The sequence below is a fragment of the Pseudoalteromonas sp. UBA6610 genome, from assembly GCF_002433295.1.
Lineage (GTDB): Bacteria > Pseudomonadota > Gammaproteobacteria > Enterobacterales > Alteromonadaceae > Pseudoalteromonas > Pseudoalteromonas atlantica.
On sequence record NZ_DJHW01000044.1, the window covers coordinates 47,699 to 67,008 of the forward strand.

14 protein-coding genes are annotated in these 19,310 nt (G+C 41.3%); 5 read left to right on the plus strand and 9 right to left on the minus strand.

The window, feature by feature from the left end; all coding sequences use genetic code 11:
* Positions 1–18: 18 nt before the first annotated feature.
* The 7 genes from B4F91_RS05915 to B4F91_RS05945 are packed head-to-tail and all read right to left on the minus strand — an operon-like array spanning position 19 to position 12,019.
* Positions 19–1,554, minus strand: a complete 1,536-nt coding sequence (locus tag B4F91_RS05915; protein WP_288635426.1) for a glycogen synthase — start codon at positions 1,552–1,554, stop codon at positions 19–21.
* Positions 1,555–1,595: 41 nt separating this feature from the next.
* Positions 1,596–2,897: a glucose-1-phosphate adenylyltransferase gene (gene glgC, locus B4F91_RS05920; protein WP_004586432.1), complete on the minus strand. Its 1,302-nt coding sequence runs from the start codon at positions 2,895–2,897 to the stop codon at positions 1,596–1,598.
* Between the two features lie 14 nt (positions 2,898–2,911).
* Positions 2,912–5,449 (minus strand): glycogen/starch/alpha-glucan phosphorylase, encoded by a 2,538-nt coding sequence (locus tag B4F91_RS05925; RefSeq protein WP_286938456.1) that lies wholly within the window; start codon positions 5,447–5,449, stop codon positions 2,912–2,914.
* The gene (glgX, locus tag B4F91_RS05930; RefSeq protein WP_286938458.1) at positions 5,442–7,505 is read right to left on the minus strand and encodes a glycogen debranching protein GlgX; all 2,064 of its coding nucleotides are present in this window, start codon (positions 7,503–7,505) and stop codon (positions 5,442–5,444) included. The genes B4F91_RS05925 and glgX overlap by 8 nt, the downstream gene beginning before the upstream one ends.
* Complete coding sequence (gene glgB / locus B4F91_RS05935) at positions 7,498–9,717, minus strand: 1,4-alpha-glucan branching protein GlgB (protein WP_286938459.1); 2,220 nt, start codon at positions 9,715–9,717, stop codon at positions 7,498–7,500. Before glgB ends, glgX begins: the two co-directional genes overlap by 8 nt.
* Positions 9,710–11,707, minus strand: coding sequence for a 4-alpha-glucanotransferase (gene malQ, locus B4F91_RS05940; RefSeq protein WP_288635427.1), 1,998 nt, complete (start codon positions 11,705–11,707; stop codon positions 9,710–9,712). The genes glgB and malQ overlap by 8 nt, the downstream gene beginning before the upstream one ends.
* Positions 11,708–11,716: 9 nt before the next feature.
* Positions 11,717–12,019 (minus strand): isoamylase early set domain-containing protein, encoded by a 303-nt coding sequence (locus tag B4F91_RS05945; protein ID WP_004586437.1) that lies wholly within the window; start codon positions 12,017–12,019, stop codon positions 11,717–11,719.
* A gap of 372 nt (positions 12,020–12,391) precedes the next feature.
* Between B4F91_RS05945 and B4F91_RS05950 the strand changes: the two genes are divergently transcribed.
* Positions 12,392–13,324: a hypothetical protein gene (locus tag B4F91_RS05950; RefSeq protein WP_054981905.1), complete on the plus strand. Its 933-nt coding sequence runs from the start codon at positions 12,392–12,394 to the stop codon at positions 13,322–13,324.
* Between the two features lie 53 nt (positions 13,325–13,377).
* Here the strand turns inward: B4F91_RS05950 and B4F91_RS05955 are convergent, their stop codons facing one another.
* Together B4F91_RS05955 and B4F91_RS05960 are read right to left on the minus strand one after the other, a co-directional pair.
* Positions 13,378–14,550, minus strand: coding sequence for a cellulose-binding family II protein (locus B4F91_RS05955; RefSeq protein ID WP_273606133.1), 1,173 nt, complete (start codon positions 14,548–14,550; stop codon positions 13,378–13,380).
* Between the two features lie 128 nt (positions 14,551–14,678).
* Positions 14,679–15,107, minus strand: coding sequence for an Lrp/AsnC family transcriptional regulator (locus B4F91_RS05960; protein WP_031289416.1), 429 nt, complete (start codon positions 15,105–15,107; stop codon positions 14,679–14,681).
* A 182-nt stretch (positions 15,108–15,289) separates the two neighbouring features.
* Here B4F91_RS05960 and B4F91_RS05965 point away from each other — a divergent pair, with 182 nt between their 5' ends.
* From B4F91_RS05965 to B4F91_RS05980, 4 genes are all read left to right on the plus strand, one after another.
* On the plus strand, positions 15,290–16,495 hold the full coding sequence (locus B4F91_RS05965; RefSeq protein ID WP_248531885.1) for an aspartate aminotransferase family protein: 1,206 nt from the start codon (positions 15,290–15,292) through the stop codon (positions 16,493–16,495).
* 45 nt (positions 16,496–16,540) lie between these two features.
* Positions 16,541–17,575: an arginine N-succinyltransferase gene (gene astA, locus B4F91_RS05970; protein ID WP_286936590.1), complete on the plus strand. Its 1,035-nt coding sequence runs from the start codon at positions 16,541–16,543 to the stop codon at positions 17,573–17,575.
* 7 nt (positions 17,576–17,582) lie between these two features.
* Positions 17,583–19,049, plus strand: coding sequence for a succinylglutamate-semialdehyde dehydrogenase (gene astD, locus B4F91_RS05975; RefSeq protein ID WP_286936588.1), 1,467 nt, complete (start codon positions 17,583–17,585; stop codon positions 19,047–19,049).
* Between the two features lie 27 nt (positions 19,050–19,076).
* Positions 19,077–19,310: 2-oxoadipate dioxygenase/decarboxylase family protein (locus B4F91_RS05980; RefSeq protein WP_288635428.1), on the plus strand; the 234-nt coding region annotated here is incomplete at its 3' end.

Below are 19,310 nucleotides of genomic sequence, written 5' to 3' on the forward strand. Positions count from 1 at the left end.
GCGTTTAATTTTAATGATTTAGCAATACATGCTTGAAATATAATCAGCAGCGACCGTTTCCCACGAAAAACGTGCTCCTTTAGCATTAGCTGTAATGTTACTCCATTGCTTAGGATTTTGCTGTTTTAGCGTAAGGGTTTCAGTCAAGCATGTCATTAACCCATCAACTTGTTCATTCAACGAGCCGCCAGAAAATGCAAAGCCATTGTTGTTGTGGCTTACGGTGTCTTTTAGACCGCCAACACTGTGTACTAAACAAGGTTGCCCTGCGCGCATAGCAAGCATTTGACTAATTCCGCATGGCTCAAACGAGCTTGGCATTAAAAATAAATCCCCTAGCTCATATAGGCTATCGCCAATACCTTGCCCATAACCTTTTAAAAACAATAAGTTTGCATTGCGTGCCATAGCCTTGGTAAAAATGCTTTCAAGGGCTTTGTCACCAGAGCCTAAAATAATAAGACGACCATTAAAACGGTTAATTATTTCACACACGTTATCAAGCGCTAATGCATTACCGTATTGTTGGCAAAGTAATAACACCTTTTGCTCGGTCAGCCTGCCAACACTTGTTACGAGGGGCCCATCTATTGGCGTGTTTTTAAACTGCAGCATGCGCTGATGCGCCACATAGTAGCTCGTTTCAAGCTGCTCATGTTTTGCCATCCAGTTAAATAAAGTATGTTCAATACGCTCATACAAGAGCGATAAAGTAACCTGCTCAGGGTTTTTCTCAGGGTATTCACAGCCATTTAATATTCCCACCACCTTGCCTTGAGCCGATTGATTTTGTAAATCAAGCTCTAAGCTTTCTCCACCAAAAAAACCTTGCTGATAATTACTCGGCTTTAGTACCTCGGTACTGTAAGTAGGTGAGACTAAATGAACTTTATCTGCCAAATTTATAGCACTGCGCATAGGATTAAAACAGTGTGGGTAACGAGGGTCACACAAATGTTGCCCGTTATAACCTAACGAAGGAAACCAAGCCTCTAAACTCGAGTCGTCGTGTTTAAAAGGCCTGATCCCTTGCAGTGCTAAATTATGAACTGTATAGGCAATATGTAAATTAGCGAGGGTATCGTAGCGTTTATCAAATTTTAATAATACGGCGACACACGCGCTATGCCAATCATGTAGATGCAGTGCTTGAGGGCGCGTTATTAAACCCTGAAGCAGCGCTTCACATAGAGCGGCACTAAATAATGCATATTTTGTTGCATCAGTAGCAAAAGGTCGCCCGGGTTCGTCATTGCAATACACCGAACCCGATTGGCTAAACAGTGGGTGCGAAATAACAAATTGATTAATGTGTGTGTTGTCATCACTTATTTTAAATAAAGATAATACCTGTGGCTGCGCTCTAAATATAACAGTGACATCACCTATATATTCACGTTGCAGTTGCTCAAACCCATAATCAGGAATAACAACATCTACGCTCACGCCTTGTGCTGCTAGTGCTTTTGGGGCATCTCTGACTACATCTGCTACCCCGCCCACTTTAGCGTTTGGTAAAGCATCGTTTTCTGCGGCAACCATTAATACATGCATTTATTTACTACTTCCTTAACCTTTGTTATTCGCATCCGATTTTAAGCGAACTTTTTATTTTCGTGTGCTTGACGTTCAAGCTTTTTAGCAAGTTCCGTGAGCATATCACGGGTGACTAATACGATGCCTTTTTTAGATACCCTAAAGCCATTTTCTTCATCGGCTTTTCTATCGTAGCCAATTTCTAGCCCTGCGGGTATTTCACAGCTTCGATCAATTATGGCTCGCTTAATTTTACAATGACGATTAATGAGAGCCCCGGGTAAAATAACCGATTGCTCTATTTCGCAAAATGAACGCACGTGCACGTTTGAAAACAGCAGTGATTTTCTAACTACTGAGCCCGATACAATACACCCTCCTGATACCGTTGAGTCTACCGCCATACCTCGTCTATCTTCATCATCAAAAATAAACTTAGCCGGTGGCAACTGCTCTTGATAGGTCCAAATAGGCCAGGTTGGATCGTATAAATCTAGCTGTGGCTCGGGCATTACCAATTCCATATTGGCTTCCCAAAACGAGTCTAACGTTCCAACATCGCGCCAATAAGGTTGCCCTTCTTGCATGGGATCTCTAAACGGAAACGCATACACACTGTGCTCTTCTATAATTGCCGGAATAATATCGTGCCCAAAGTCGCGGCCGGAACCTTCATTTTCAGCATCTTTTTTTAGCTGCTCAAATAAAAACTCAGTATTAAACACATAGTTGCCCATAGAGGCTAAGCAGGTACCTGGCTTACCAGGGACAGAGCTGGGGATCGAAGGTTTTTCATCAAAGCGACATACCCGATTTTTTTCATCAACAGTCATTACCCCAAAGGTATCTGCAGCCTCTTCAACAGGTACTTCAAGGCAACATACTGTCATGTCGGCGCCTTTTTGCACATGCTCGGCTAATAGTGCGCCGTAATCCATTCGATAAACGTGATCGCCTGACAAAATCATCACATATTTTGGCAGTTCGTGGCGAATAATATCCATGTTTTGAAAAACCGCATCGGCAGTCCCACAATACCACTCATCACCATTACGCTGAGATGCGGGTAAAATTTCAACCGACTCCCCCAGCTCCTTTTTAAAATGGCCCCAAGCGCGATTAACATGGCGAATCAAAGAGTGCGATTTATATTGTGTGGCTATTCCTACACGCCTCACACCCGAATTGATACAATTTGATAATGGAAAATCGATAATACGGTGCTTACCGCCAAAATAAACAGCGGGCTTTGCGCGCCAATCTGTCAATTCGTGTAAGCGTGAGCCGCGTCCACCAGCCAGTATTAACGCGTACGTATCTCGGGTTAAGCTACTTATGTAACGATTTGCATAACTAGGCATAATACTCTCTCCGTTTAGTCTGTGCTCTTAGTGGCATGGCTCGTAGTTGCATGTAAGTCTGTTTCACTAATAGTTAGGGGGGTTAGGTGCCAAATATCTTCACTGTATTGGCTTATGGTTCTATCGCTTGAAAATATGCCGCTTGCGGCCGTATTTAAAATACTCATTTGCGTCCAATGCGTTTGGTCTTGATACGCAGCCTCTACCTGCTTTTGCGCTGCCACATAGCTTTCAAAGTCATGTGCAACCAACCACGGATCGTGAGGGCTTTTAATAGCATTTATAATGTCGTCAAATAAATTAGGCTCAAACAGGTTAAATTGCCCGCTTTCGAGTAACTGCATTACGTGGCTTAGGTCGCTGTTTTGCTCTATTAAATGTGAAGGGTTATATCGCGATTTAATATCATCAATTTGATGAGCCTGGGCACCAAACAAAAAGAAGTTATCAGCGCCAACAGCGTCTCTAATTTCAATATTCGCCCCATCTAACGTGCCAATAGTAAGCGCACCATTCATCATAAACTTCATGTTACCAGTGCCTGATGCTTCTTTACCTGCGGTCGATACTTGCTCTGATAAATCGGTTGCAGGGCAAATAGTTTCCATTGCGGTTACATTATAATTTGGCAAAAACGCAACTCGTAAATAAGGCGCTGCAAGTGGGTCTTTATTAATAACCTCAGCTACATTATTAATTAGCTTAATTATTTTTTTAGCCATGTAATAACCAGGGGCAGCTTTACCCCCTAAAAGCACACAACGTGGTACTAAGTTTGTAGTATCGCCTCTGCGTATACGGTCGTATAAATGAATAACATGAAGTACATTTAATAACTGGCGTTTGTATTCGTGAATACGTTTAACTTGTACGTCAAACATCATCTCTACATCAAAATCAACATCACAGCGCTCTTTCACTAAATCGACGAGACGTTGTTTATTTTCGCGTTTAACATTTTGCCATTGCTGATGAAACGCGGTGTCGTCGAAGTAGCGGCGTAATTGGCTTATATCTGCAAAATCGCTAACCCATTTTGAGCCAATTTTTTCTGTAATTAAATGACTCAAGGCCGGGTTGCAGTGTGCTAACCAACGCCTTGGCGTAACCCCGTTGGTTTTATTATTAAACTTGTTAGGCCAAAGCTCATAAAAGGTTTTAAATAGCCCTTCTTTTAAAAGTTGGGTATGTAGTGCGGCCACACCATTTACCGAATAACTGCCCACAATCGCTAAATAAGCCATGCGTATTTGCGGCACGTCGCCTTCTTCAATTAACGAAAGAGCACGCTGTTTACTTGCATCGCCTGGCCAATGCTGAGCCACTTGCGCTAAAAAGCGGGCGTTTATTTCATAAATAATTTCTAAAATTCGCGGCAATAGTTTTGCAAAAAGCGGCACTGACCATTTTTCTAAAGCCTCTGGCAATAGCGTGTGGTTAGTGTAAGCCATTGTGCTGGTTGTAATTTCCCACGCGTTATCCCAATCAAGCTCGTAGTCATCAACCAAAATGCGCATTAACTCTGCCACGGCAATACTTGGGTGCGTATCGTTTAATTGAAATACATGATGTGCAGCAAAGTCACTAAAGTCTTCGCCGTATTGTTCAACCCATTGCGATACGATATCTTGAATACTCGCTGATGATAAAAAGTACTGTTGGCGCAATCTAAGCTCTTTACCATTTTCACTGCTGTCATTTGGGTAAAGCACCATTGTGATTTGTTCTGCTAGGTTTTTTTGCGCTACCGCTTCTGAATAACTCCCCGCATTAAACTCGGTTAAGTTAAATTCATCGGTCGCTTCTGATTTCCATAGCCTTAGCGTATTAACAATGTCGTTTTTATAACCAGGAATAGGCACATCATATGGCACAGCTAATACGTCGTGACAACCAACCCATTGACGGTGTTCACGCCCATGTTTGTCGGTATAACTTTGTACGTGCCCAAAAAACTTCACTCGTTGTGATTGCTCAGGCGCGGCAAGCTCCCACGGGTGCCCCTCACGAAGCCAGTTATCGGGTTGCTCAACTTGGTGGCCATTTTTTAATGATTGGTTAAACATGCCGTATTCGTAGCGAATACCGTAACCAACCACGGGAAGCGCAAGGCTTGCACAACTATCTAAAAAGCAGGCAGCTAAACGCCCAAGGCCACCATTACCTAGCCCTGCATCGTGCTCTGCCTGGGCTACGGTTTCAATTGTGGTGCAATACTCTTGCAGTGCACTGGAGACTTGCTCGTCTAAGTCGAGATTTAAAATTGCATTACCAAGTGCTCTACCCATTAAAAATTCTAGCGATAGGTAAGCTGTTTTACGGCGTTTTTCTTGCTTGATTTGTTGTTTGGTTTCTCTGCAACGAGCAACCAGCCGATCTCTGATTGTCAGCGCAAGCGCATGATATAAATACAGTTGCGACTCACCCACTTTGTCACGCCCTAAACTGTAATAAAAGTGCCGAGTTAAATCATCTTTTAAAGTGCTTTCATCAATTACAGGGCCTTCTTGCCACCCTTTTACCACACACACATTTTCGTCTTGCTTAGACATGACCATCGTCCTCTAAATTTGCACTAAAAACCCAGCTGCTTTGTGCTGAAATTTCGACTATTGCATCCTCTTTACTACTCACCGATGCGTTATGTACACTTGATAAAACCATGTCCCATTGCGCCGCGATAGGCGATGGGGGTAACTTACAAAAAACTGTTTTTTTACTCGCATTTAAAATGATTAATAAGGCGTATTTATTTTGCTTATCTAACAAGCTATACATTAAAAACTGGCGCTGTGGCTCGTGCCAATGCTCGTTAGTCATTTTTACGCCTTGCTCGGTAAACCATTTAACTGTAAAGCGCTCGTCTATATCTTCTGAAAATACACTGTGTTTAAACGCACTGTGACCACGCCTTATTTTTAGTGCATCGTCAATAAATCGGGTTAGTGAATGATTTAGCTGTGAGTCTTTCCATGCCAACCAACTGGTGCGGTTATTTTGACAATACGCATTATTATTGCCCCCTTGCGAGTGACCCATTTCACTGCCTGAGGCAATCATAGGCACCCCTTTTGAGAGTATTAGCGTAAGTAAAAAGTTCTTTTGTTGCTGCAGCCTTAGGGCAATAATTTTGGCATCATTAGTAAATCCTTCAACACCACAATTGGTGGAATGATTAGCGCTGTGGCCATCGCGATTTTGCTCGCCATTCGCTTCGTTATGTTTGTGCTCATAACTCACTAAATCGGCAAGCGTAAAACCATCATGGCTGGTAATAAAATTAATGCTGTTTAGCGGCCCGCGCTGGCTGTGCTCAAAAATATCAAATGAGCCATGAATACGTTTTGCCACATTTGCAATAACGCCTTCTTCGCTTTGCCAAAATCGGCGTATTACATCTCTGTATTGGTCATTCCACTCTCGCCAAGGTGCAGCAAAAGCCCCCAGTTGATAACCTCCTGGCCCTATATCCCAGGGCTCACTAATAAGCTTTACACGGCTCAATACAGGGTCTTGCTCAATGGCTTGAAAAAACGCATGGGCGCTATTAAAACCATGGGCATTTCGGCCTAAAATGGTGGCTAAATCAAATCTAAATCCGTCTACTCCCATTACTTGCACCCAATAACGTAAGCTATCAAGTACCAGCTTTAAGGTTTTAGGATGATCAATATTAATGGTGTTACCGCAGCCTGTATCGTTTATATACACCTGAGGCTTATCAGCCACCGTTCGATAATAAGCTAGGTTATCTAGTCCTCTGAGCGATAAAATCGGCCCATCGGCGCCCGCTTCTGCGGTGTGGTTATAAACCACATCTAAAATAACCTCTATATCCGCTTTATGAAGCTCGCTAACCATGCGCTTAAATTCGTTAATGTCATCATCAACTAAATAATCTTTATGGGGGGTAAAAAAGTTGAGTGTGTTGTAGCCCCAATAATTTTGCAGCCCTTTTGCTGTTAAAAACTGCTCACTTATAAAAGCATGTACAGGGAGCAGCTCTAGTGCGGTGACCCCTAAATTATGCAAATGCTCAATAAAGCTAGGGTGGCTTAAGCCTAAAAACTTACCTTGTAAATTTTTAGGGATATTAGGGTGTCGGCACGTGGCGCCTTTTACATGGCACTCATAAATAACGGTATTAGACCAGCTATGGTTTGGCTTTTTATGTTTATAAGGCTGGCTATTAATAACCCGTGATTTAGGTATATCAATGGCATTATTAACGGTGCTTTTCGTGCCAATAGGCATTTGCCCATAGTGGCGCTCACTCCATGTGAATTCGCCAAATAAGTCTTTTGCATAAGGGTCAATCAGCAACTTGTGCTCGTTAAACAGCAGACCTTTTTCAGGGCTGTACTCCCCTTCTACGCGATAACCATATAATGCGCCTTCGGCTAAGGGCGCTACATGGGCTGTCCATATACCGCCTTCGTTAATATGCATGGTTACTTTTAATATTTCAGAGTGCCCACTTTTATCAAATAAACACACATAAGCTTGTGTTGCTTTAGGTGCGTACAAGCTAAAGTTAACGCCGCCACTGCTAATAGATGCGCCAAGTGGATGTGGTTGCCCATGTGAAACCTCAAATCGATTACTCATCTTCAACCTTTTGTAAATAAATAGTCGTTAACCCGCCCATTGCAATTTTAATGCTATGCGAAAAGCCATGAGCGCTTGCCTTAACGCTACTAACCGTGGCGTTTTTGTTTGCTGTTACTTTAATACCTGAGCCAAAAAAAGCGTCATCATCGGTGTTTAAAATAACCTTATATTTACCCGCTGCGGGTACCCCAATTTCATACTCTTGATAAGAAACGGGCGTAAAGTTTGCCACTACTACAATAAAGTCGTGGGCATTTTTAGCATAACGTACAAAACTAAATATACTTTGCTCGTTATTGTTGTTATCTATCCATTCAAAACCCGCAGGGCTTGAGTCGAGTTCATACAGTGCAGGCGACTTTTTATAAACAGTATTAAGCGCTTGTACAGTGTTTTGTATACCGCGGTGGCTTTTATGCTCTAGCAAATGCCAATCAATAGAATGGTTGTGATCCCACTCTTTTCGCTGTGCTATTTCGCCTCCCATAAACAACAGCTTTTTACCGGGGTGCGCCCACATAAATGCGTAATACGCACGTAAATTCGCAAATTTTTGCCAATCATCACCAGGCATTTTTTCAATTAATGAGCCTTTACCATGTACAACTTCGTCATGACTTAGCGGTAAAATGTAATTTTCGCTAAATGCGTACACCATAGAAAACGTCATTTCGTGATGATGATGCTGCCTATAAAGCGGGTCATGTTGCATGTAATGAAGGCTGTCGTTCATCCACCCCATATTCCATTTGTAGCCAAAACCTAAGCCATTGTGATCAACACTTTGAGTGACTCCCGGCCACGCGGTCGACTCTTCAGCCACCATCATAATGCCCGGATTGTTTTTATAACTACGCAAATTTACCTGCTTTAAGCACTCAATAGCGCCTAGGTTTTCTCGCCCACCATAACAATTGGCAACCCATTCACCTTCTTTGCGGCTGTAATCTAAATAAAGCATTGAAGCCACCGCATCTACGCGCAGTCCATCAAGGCCAAATTGCTCTAGCCAATACATCGCATTAGAGATTAAAAAGCTTTTAACCTCCGGGCGGTCGTAATTATAAATATAGGTATTCCAATCAGGGTGAAAGCCCTGTCGAATATCGGCATGTTCAAATAAATGCGTGCCGTCAAAGTGGTGTAAACCATGCGGATCACTAGGAAAATGCCCAGGCACCCAATCAAGTAGCACGCCTAAGTTTGCTTTGTGGCACTGCTGAACAAAGTATTTAAAACTGCTGTAATCACCAAAGCGACTAGTTGGTGCAAACAACCCCACCGGCTGGTAACCCCAAGAGCCATCAAACGGGTATTCACTTATTGGCATTAATTGAATATGCGTAAAGCCCATTTCAAGCGTGTAATTAACCAGTTTGTCGGCAAGTTCGCTATAGCTTAAATAGCGGTTTTCTTCAGCCCTTTGCCATGACCCTAAGTGCACTTCGTAAATACTTATGGGCGCGTCTATATGGTTACGCTTTTGACGATTTTTAAGCTCGCTATCACTGAGCGAAATAGCCGCTGCTTGCTGTTGTAACACACTGGCCGTACCCGGAGCTTGCTGCATTTTAAAGGCAAACGGATCTGCTTTTTCAAGCACATCGCCTTGCTGTGTCGCAATAGAAAATTTATAACAGGTATCGGGCTGAAGCCCTGCGATAAAAAGCTCCCATACACCACACGCAGGATGAAAACGCATATAATGACGATTAGCTTGCCAAAGGTTAAATTCGCCAATAACAGATACACTGGCTGCATTAGGCGCCCACACACAAAAACGCACTCCATCAACCCCTTGTTGATTAATAAAGTGAGCGCCTAAATGTTTATATGCATGCTCTAAACTGCCTTCGTTAAATAAATACATTGCATCCGTATCTAGGCTGCTTGCAAAGCTATATTCATCGTAAAAACATAATGCTGAGTTTGCATATTCAACGTTGCACTTATAAGGCTGCGTGGGCATTTCGTTGCTTGGTGCAATAAATAAATCGCTACTGTTATAACGCTTAGCAATAACTTTTTTATCATTAATAATAATATTTACATTTTTAGCCGCGGGTAAATACACGCGTATTTCGTAGCCATTTTTATAAGCATGTGCCCCTAAAAAACTAAAAGGGTCTTTAAATCTGCCGCCTTGAAGTGCAGTTACCTGTCCGTCGTAATGGGTCTGTAATGAATCCTTTGGTGCGGTACTACTCATATCCTTTCCTTATTGAATTAACTGCAGCCAAGGTACTGGCATTATTTTTAAAAATAGCGTTGCTTGAATGAGTTAAAACACGTCGCCAATTTGGGTATTCGGTATTAGTACCGGGTATATTCACCGGATACGTTTGTTTATCTAAATCATCAAGCTGAAGTGCAAATAAACGGGTCTCACTGCGTGCAAGTGCTTTGGCAAGTTCACCGTAAACACACATAGCATCGCTAGTTTCGCTAAGTTGCTCTGCGCTATGTAACTGTATAAAACGCAGTAATCGTTGTTTTTCTTGTTGTCGTTCGTGCAATTGTTGTTGGTACTGCTGATCATCAATAAGCTGATACTGACGTTTAATATCTAAATCATCTGTTTGCCACCAGCCGCAAAATGGCGGTACGTCATGATTCGCTATCATAATTAAACAATGCTTAGGTAATTCTTGTAACGGTAAAAACTCGCCATCATGTTGTTTTTCAAAATAAAATAAGCTATTTGAATAAATACCACTTACAGCAAGTGCGTGTTTTACCTCGGGCGGGACTATGCCTAAGTCTTCACCTATTACTATGCACTGATTAAGGTGAGACTCTATTTTTAAAATAGCCAATAAGTGCTCGAAAGGGTAATAAACATAACAGCCATCTTGTGTGTGATTATTTTCAAAGCACCACCATAAGCGCCTAAGCGCCATAACATGATCAATGCGCAAACCGCCAACACCTTGCATGTTTGCGCTAATAAGTGAGCGATAAAAGGCAAAGTGATCATTTTTTAATTGTTGCGGGTTAAGTGCAGGCAGCCCCCAATTTTGCCCCGCTTGTGCCCAAGGGTCTGGCGGCGCGCCAACATTGGCATTATCACTAAAAAGTGATTGCTGAGATTGATACTCAACGCCATCACCTGCACAACCAACAGCAAGGTCATTAATTAAACCTATTGCCATGCCTTTATTTAAACAGTGCTGCTGACAATGGCTTAATTGTAATTTAGCCTGCCATTGTAAGTAGTAATCAAAGGTAGGGTTGGCTGAATTTAGCGTAGTTAGGGTCTGGGCGTTTTGTTTGCAAAACTGTGCAAACTCATCGCGTCGTGAAGCGCTGGCATGTGCTTCAAAATGACTAAATAGCGCTTTAAATAATGCATATTTAACGGCGCTTACTTTTTCATAATTTATAAACTGTTCATTGCTGTTATAAAGCGCTTTTACCTCATCACTGTGTAACAAAGCATCTAATTGTGGATTGTTTTTAGCATCAGCTGATAGTTCAACACAAATGTACAAAGGATTTAATAACGCACGGCTATTAGGGCTATAGGGACTGGCTCGCTCACTTTGCTGTGCAAACAGCAAATGTAATGGGTTGAGTAATATGTAGTCCATGTGTTGCTGTGCACATAAGTCACATAGCTCTAGTAAATCATTAAAATCCCCTACACCTAGGCCTGCTTTGTTTTTAACTGTGTACAACTGCAGCGAAAGCCCAGTGCGCTTAGTATCATCTACTTGAAAAACTTTTTCTGGGGTGGCCCACAATTGAATCTCTTTGCTTTGCTCCCCTACACTAACCAGCGCCTGATGATAACCTACCGGAATAGCCCCTAACGGCACTGCTACTTCAATATAACGCACGCCATGTGCATAGTAATCGCCAGTGATGGCCAAATTATGTAAGTTAGCACGCTCATAGGTAACGTTTAACTTTGGCAACGTTATCGCCACAGGTAAATCACGTTGACGCTCACCTATGCGAATATAAAAAAGGTTATCAGTTAAATTCACTAAGCTGGTATCGGGTGCTAACTCTAACCAAGGCGCAACATCTAATTGATAATTAAGCTGTGCTATTTGGTGTTCATCTTCGGTATTTACACCACAACATTGTAAGGCACGTTTGCGCGTGTCTTCGCTAAATATAACCTGCTCGCCCGTGTATTTAGTAAACTCATAACCGATACCGTGCAGATAAAACAACTGCGAAAGTGCGTCCATTTACTCGCCTTAATTTATGCGTTGAGTGTTCACTATGCTATTTTCTGTGCCAAATGTATTAGGTAGGTAGTCATCTGCTTGGTGGTCGTTATCCCAAATATCACCATTAATTAAATAACGAAAATGAAACTGCTGATCAACTGGCAAGCGTTGCTTACATTTAAATACCCCTTCTTTTTTATTAAGCTTCATAGGCACCGGCTGCCAATCGGTAAATTCGCCAAGTAAACTTACTTGCTCTGCATCAGGGTGGGTAAACTCAAAGGTAACTTCAGCTTCATTTTTTGTTTTGAAAAAACGTTTATTCAACATAGTAGGCTCCAACTAAACCAAAAGGGTACTTAATCTTTGCCACAGGGCCGATACAACACTTTAAAGGGCGATGTGGGGTGCATTTAAACATCATTAAACGCGGGTAATTTAAACAAACTTTTATTTACGCATTATTACAGTGCAAAAAAGTTTTTAGCTGCACATATAAGGTGCGATTACGATAAAAATTTTCGCTTATTAATGACAAACTAATGTACAGCAAGTATTAAACCAACTTAATCATTTTTCATTATTAATATATTGAGCAAAAAATCATATAAAGGTTCACACTAACCTATAAAATTCTTTCGTTATCAGTGTGCTTAAGTAATAATACACAGCATCTTACGTCTCTGAAATACCAAAAATTTCATGTTGAAAAAAAGCATTTTATTTACTACGGTAATTGTATTTATTGCACTTGCCTCCTTTGTAAGCCTTTCTATATATACCCTTTATAGTAAAAAGCAATTATCAGTAGACCCTAAATTAAAAGAAATTTCAGGCATTGAGTTTGATAAAAAAAAGCGTTTGTGGGCGATTAACGATGGCGGTGACGACCCAAAACTTTATCGCCTGGGCGAAGATGGCGCTATAGAAAAAGAAATCCTTGTTACGAATGCTAAAAATATAGACTGGGAAGACATGACGCAAAATAAATTTGGTCATTTTTTCTTAGGTGATTTTGGCAATAATAAAAACGACAGAAAGTGGTTAACTATCTATAAAATAGAAAACCCAATAGATATAAAAACAGAGACCACCGAAGCCGAAATTATTAAGTTTACCTATCCTGAAATGGATGGCACTCCCATTACTCCTAACAAACGCAACTTTGATTTAGAAGCCTTTGTAGAATACAAACGCCATTTATATTTATTTACCAAAAATAGAACCGAACCTTTCGATGGCATAACCAATGTTTATAAAGTGGGCGATCATGCAGCCAATTTTGATGCTCAGTTAATTGATTCATTTAAAACATGCACAACTCTAGAAAAACTCTGTTGGATCACATCCGCTGCTCTTAGCCCTGACAGGACTAAACTTGTGTTACTTGATTCTACAAGCATTTGGCTGTTCGAAAACTTTAAAGGCGACAAGTTTTTTTCTGGTGATGTGTCTCGAATCGATTTAGGTATTGTCACGCAAAAAGAAGCGATCACCTTTTATGATGATAATACACTTATTTTTACCGATGAAGAATTTAAAGGGCTGGTAGGAGGAAATGCTTACGTTATTAAATTAAATGAAGCACAAAAAACCGTTATCAGACAAGCGCCAAAGACTGCCGTAAATAAATAGCTACACAAAATTTTGCTATACACGCGGGCTTTAATAAGACGCTGCACACGCTATTAATTTAATGCGTTGTTATTAAATGAGTGCAGCGCTTTTTCTACATCAACTCCCAAAATAATAACGCCAATATGATCGCCCTTGGCATTTTTTATCGGTAGACTTAATTGCACCTGAAAATGATGTGTTGAAGCATCATATTCAACACTGTCAAAGCGATACGCTAAAGACTGCTGGTATACGAGGCTAAATTTATTCTCATCCCCTTGCCAATAATCGCTGGTGATTTTGCTTATAGCCACATTTTTACCTTGCTTATCTGTCACTATAATTTCGGTAATTATGCCTTTGAACTGCCTTTGCCATTGTTTTAAATATAATGAAGCATCAGTAAATAGCATATTTTTAGCTAAATCATGTTGATGTGTTTTAACTTCTTTTATCCAAAGCTCGTCAGCGAGTTTAAGCGCTTTGTTTTTCAGCTTTATATGGTTACTTTGCGCCGCGGCATCGGTAATTATTGGCTGTGAAATTAACGCCTTTATTGGCTCTAACAACGTATTTAGTATTTGTACTTGTTCACCCTGTGATAAATAAAACGGTGCAGGGGCACATTGAGGAATCGTTTCGTTGAATTTTTCTAAAAAAGAAGGGTGCGAATTAATAAGCTTATTAGCAGCAAAAACACCTAAAGGCACATAACGATAAAATGAGCGCGGGTAGGCAGATGCGTCAATACCTAAGTGATCGGCAGCATTATTAAAGTCATCTAAATCAAGTAATACTTTGTCTACTCTATGATGGTGAAGTACGTTTACTATTTCTTCTAGCGAGTTTACTTCAAGCAGCGAGGTAATATTTTGCGTTTTAAACCAATTAGCCTGATAACTGCCATGGACCACGCCATAACGTAATTTTTTGGGGTCTTTATTAACGCTATCGGGATGAGTAAACCAGTACCAATTTTCTAGGTAAATAGGTGATGACAACTTACCATACTGGCTCATCTCAGAGGTTAAATGCGTTGTAAAATACCCATCCAACCTATCTTGTTTTACCTCGCGACGAGCCCTCAGCCAAGGTAACGATTGCAACTCAAATGGCATGTCCATATTGTGTAAAATACATTGCACTTGGTTAACCGCATTATCTGGTGTTGTAAGCGATACATTGGTACCTAATTTTAAGGGTTCAGTTAAAGTTAAAAGTGCAAAAAATAACGTTGTGGGCATAATCCATTGCTAAATAATTGTGTTAATTACAATAAGTATAGTAAGGCTTTGCCAAAATACCTAACTTCGATAAAATTAAATATTAAGTTAAATCAATAGGTAACCTTACGCTTCAGTAACACTATACTTTAACGCTTAAATTTTGTTTCTAAAATCACTGACGACGTTGTGCGCTCTACCCCATCTAAATTACCTATATCATCAAGTAAATGGCTTAGCTTTTCTAAGTTTTGCGCTTGCACTACAGCAATTAAATCAAACTCCCCACTAATGGCATAAAGCTGAGAAATAGCATCAATCTGTTTAAGTTCTAAATTGGTTTTAGTGGTGAGTTTTTGCATCACCTTTATAGATACATGAGCCGAGACCATACTGGTCAAATAGTCTTCACCGTAGTCTACGCTATAGCCTTTTATAACTCCTGTTTCTTCAAGTTTTAACATACGGCTTTGCACGGTAGAGCGCGATAAATTAAGCATGCGTGCCAAGTCAGAAATACTGGCTCTTGCATTGGTTTTTAAAATTGAAAGTAGCTTTTCGTCTTGTGAAGTTATCATATTGCTTATTAATTTCGTTATTTTGACTTTTATTGTAATCATTTTTCACAAAATAGCACTGCAAATTTAACCTACAACCTTCGATAATAGTGCTTAATAACAAAAATTACCTAGCTGAGAAAACGCTAACGTTTTTATTTTGCTAATCTTTATTCAATATTCACAATTTTTAGGTGTACATAATGCAAGTAACAAGAGACTTATTTAACGATGTAATGGTGCCAAACTACAATCCGTCGGCAGTTATTCCAGTGCGCGGCGAAGGCTCACGTGTGTGGGATCAAAATAACAATGAGTTTATTGATTTTGCAGGCGGTATTGCCGTTAATTGTTTAGGCCACTGTCACCCAGCGCTTGTATCTGCTTTAAAAGAGCAAGGCGAAAAAATTTGGCACTTATCAAATGTAATGACTAATGAGCCAGCCCTGCGTTTAGCACAAAAAATGGTTGAAGCGACATTTGCAGATAAAGTGTATTTTGCAAACTCAGGCGCAGAAGCCAACGAAGCGGCTCTTAAGCTTGCTCGTCGTTTTGCACTTGACGAACACAGCGAAGAAAAATCGCAAATTATTGCCTTTAATAAAGGGTTTCACGGACGTACATTTTTTACTGTAACAGTGGGCGGACAAGCTGCTTACTCTGATGGCTTTGGCCCTAAACCTGGCGACATTATGCATTGTGATTATAACGATATTGCAGCATTTGAAGCACTTATCAGTGATAAAACATGTGCCGTAATGATGGAGCCACTACAAGGTGAAGGCGGCATTATTTCACCAACAGATGAATTTGCTAAAAAAGTACGCGAGTTATGTACCAAGCACAATGCACTGCTAATTTTTGATGAAGTACAAACAGGCGTTGGCCGCACTGGCGATTTATACGCTTACGAAGGTTTAGGTGTAGTGCCCGATATTTTAACGACAGCTAAAGCTTTAGGCGGTGGTTTTCCTATTGGCGCTATGATCACTCGTACTCATATCGCAGAGCACTTAAAAGTTGGTACGCACGGCTCTACGTACGGTGGTAACCCACTAGCTTGTGCAGTAGCAGAAGCTGCATTTGACACCGTAAACACACCGGATGTACTCAACGGCGTTAAAGAGCGTGAACAACTATTTCGCGATGGCTTAAGTGCAATTAACGAAAAATACAACGTATTTAGCGAAGTACGTGGTAAAGGTTTACTTATTGGTGCGGTATTAAACGATAAATTTGAAGGCCGCGCACGTGACTTTTTAGTTGCCAGTGCTAACAATGGTTTAATGAACCTTGTTGCAGGCATGAATGTTATTCGTTTTACCCCTTCTTTAGTTATTCCATTTGAAGATATTAAAGAAGGCCTAGCACGCTTTGAAAAAGCAGTAAGCGACGTAGTAAACGGCTAATTTAATTAAGCGCGCCTTAGGGCGCGCTGTTGGAGCAAGTAATAAATGCAAGTATTACGTCCGATTACCACTGAAGACTTTGCTGCACTTAAGCAAATTGCGATTGAATCGGGCCATGGGTTTACCTCACTTCCGGTGGACGATCAGCAATTAAAAGACAAAATAGACCGCGCCGAAAAAAGCTTTGCTAAAAATATCAATCAGCCGTTAGATGAAAGCTACCTATTTGTTTTAGAAGACAGTGAAACAGGTGAGGTCATTGGCACAACCGCCATAGAAGCCGCTGTTGGCTTATCTGTGCCTTTGTACCATTACCATTTAGGTAAAACAGTACACCACTCGCCTAAACTTAATGTTTATAACACCGTTGATATTTTAAGCATGTGTAACGATTACACCGGATGCTCTGAAATATGTACTTTGTTTTTGCGCGAAAACAGCCGTAAAGGCTTAACCGGGCGCTTTTTATCACGCTCACGCTTTTTATTTATGGCGCAGCACAGCGAACGCTTTGCCGATACCGTGATTGCTGAAATGCGCGGTGTAAGCGACGAAGATGGTCATTCACCGTTTTGGCAGTGGCTGCAAGAGCACTTTTTTAGTATTGAGTTTCCCAAGGCCGATCATTTAGTGGGGCTTGGCGATAAAGTGTTTATTAGTGAGTTAATGCCTAAATACCCTATTTACGTAAACTTACTCAGTAAAAAAGCCCAAGCAGTGATTGGCAACGTGCATGAAAAAACTAAACCCGCACTTAAACTGCTCGAAAAAGAAGGTTTTGAGCACCGTGGCTACGTTGATTTGTTTGATGCAGGCCCAACGGTAGAAGCCAAGCTTGGTAATATTCGAAGTATTCGTGAATCTCAAGTATGCCCTATTACTATTGGCGAGCTGGAACATATTAGCCAGCACAGCTCAGATACTTTAGCCGTTTGTAATCAAGGTGTAAGTGGGTTTAGAGCAACCTTTACCCAGCACGCCCATTATAACCACGCTAAACACACATTAGTAATAAGCCAAGAAGTGGCTGATGCCCTTAATTTATCCCAAGGAGATGCAGCGCGTTTTTTCCGCCTGTAAAACAAATATGAACACACACCTTATAAATAACCAATGGCATTCAGGCCAAGGCCCCGCTTTTAGCTCTGTTAATCCAAGTAACGGCGAAGTTGTATGGCAAGGTAATGGCGCAACAGCTGATCAAGTAGATGCTGCAATCAATGCAGCTAGAGCCGCACAAGTACAGTGGGCAGATACGCCAATTGAGTCGCGTATAACCATACTTGAAAACTTTGTAGCACAATTAAAAGAGCACAGCGAAGAATTTGCAGCCATTATAGCGCGCGAAACCGGCAAGCCTCTTTGGGAAACACGCACAGAAGTAGGCGCTATGACAGGTAAAGTGGCCATTTCGATTAAAGCGTACAACGAGCGTACCGGCACCACTGAAAACCCAATGCCGGGTGCAAAAGCCTTTATACGCCATAAACCACACGGCGTTGTGGCTATATTTGGCCCGTATAACTTTCCTGGGCATTTACCAAACGGCCATATTGTACCGGCTATTTTAGCGGGTAACACCGTGGTATTTAAACCGTCTGAACTAACCCCTCACGTTGCTGAATTTACTTTATCACTTTGGTTAAAAGCAGGCTTACCAGCAGGTGTTATTAACCTAGTGCAAGGTGAAGTAGAAACAGGTAAAGCTCTTGCTTCGCATCAAAACCTAGACGGCTTATTTTTTACCGGCAGCTCAAACACCGGCCATTTATTACATAAACAGTTTGCAGGCCACCCAGGAAAAATATTAGCGCTTGAAATGGGCGGTAATAACCCGTTAATCGTTAAAAATGTAGCCGATGTAAGCGCTGCAGTGCACGATATTATTCAATCGGGCTTTATTACTTCTGGCCAGCGCTGTACTTGTGCACGCCGCGTGTTTATTGAAAAATCGCTCAATGGCGATGCCATTTTAGAAAAACTGATTAGCGCCACTAAAAACATTGTTGTTGATGACAGCTTTGCAAGCGATCAACCATTTATGGGTGCCATGATCAGCGAAAAAGCCGCCTTAGGCATGGTTGCAGCGCAAAATGAATTAGTTGCAAGTGGTGGCGAAATACTTGTTGAGCTTAAGCAGCTAAAAGCAGGCACTGGGTTTGTAAGCCCAGGTATTATTGATGTAACTAACATTACAAACATGGCCGATGAAGAACACTTTGGCCCGCTCATTAAAGTGTATCGCTACAACGACTTTGACAGCGCAATAGCAGAGGCTAATAACACCAGCTTTGGTCTATCAGCAGGCTTACTTGGCGATAACGAAGATGATTACAGCCACTTTTTAAAGCGCATTCGTGCCGGCATTGTCAACTGGAACCGCCCTATTACAGGTGCCTCTAGTGCAGCACCGTTTGGTGGCATAGGCGCAAGTGGTAACCACAGAGCAAGTGCGTATTATGCCGCTGATTATTGTGCCTACCCTGTAGCATCAGTTGAGGCCGATAAGGTAAACCTGCCACAAACTTTAGCGCCAGGCTTAGTAATTGAATAAGTGAATAACCCAATTTAAGGATTTAACATGCACACAAACGTAAATACATTATTTGAAAACCTATGGGATAACTATTTAGCCGTTACTCCATCGGCAGATAAAATTCATGACCTTTTAGGTTCAACCCAAAAAGACGACATTATTAACGACCATATTGCGCTGCGTACGTTCAATATAGAAAAAGTAGGCCTAGAAAAGCTAGCCGCGCACTTTTTAGCACTTGGTTATACAGAGTGTGGCGAATACCACTTTGAAGCTAAA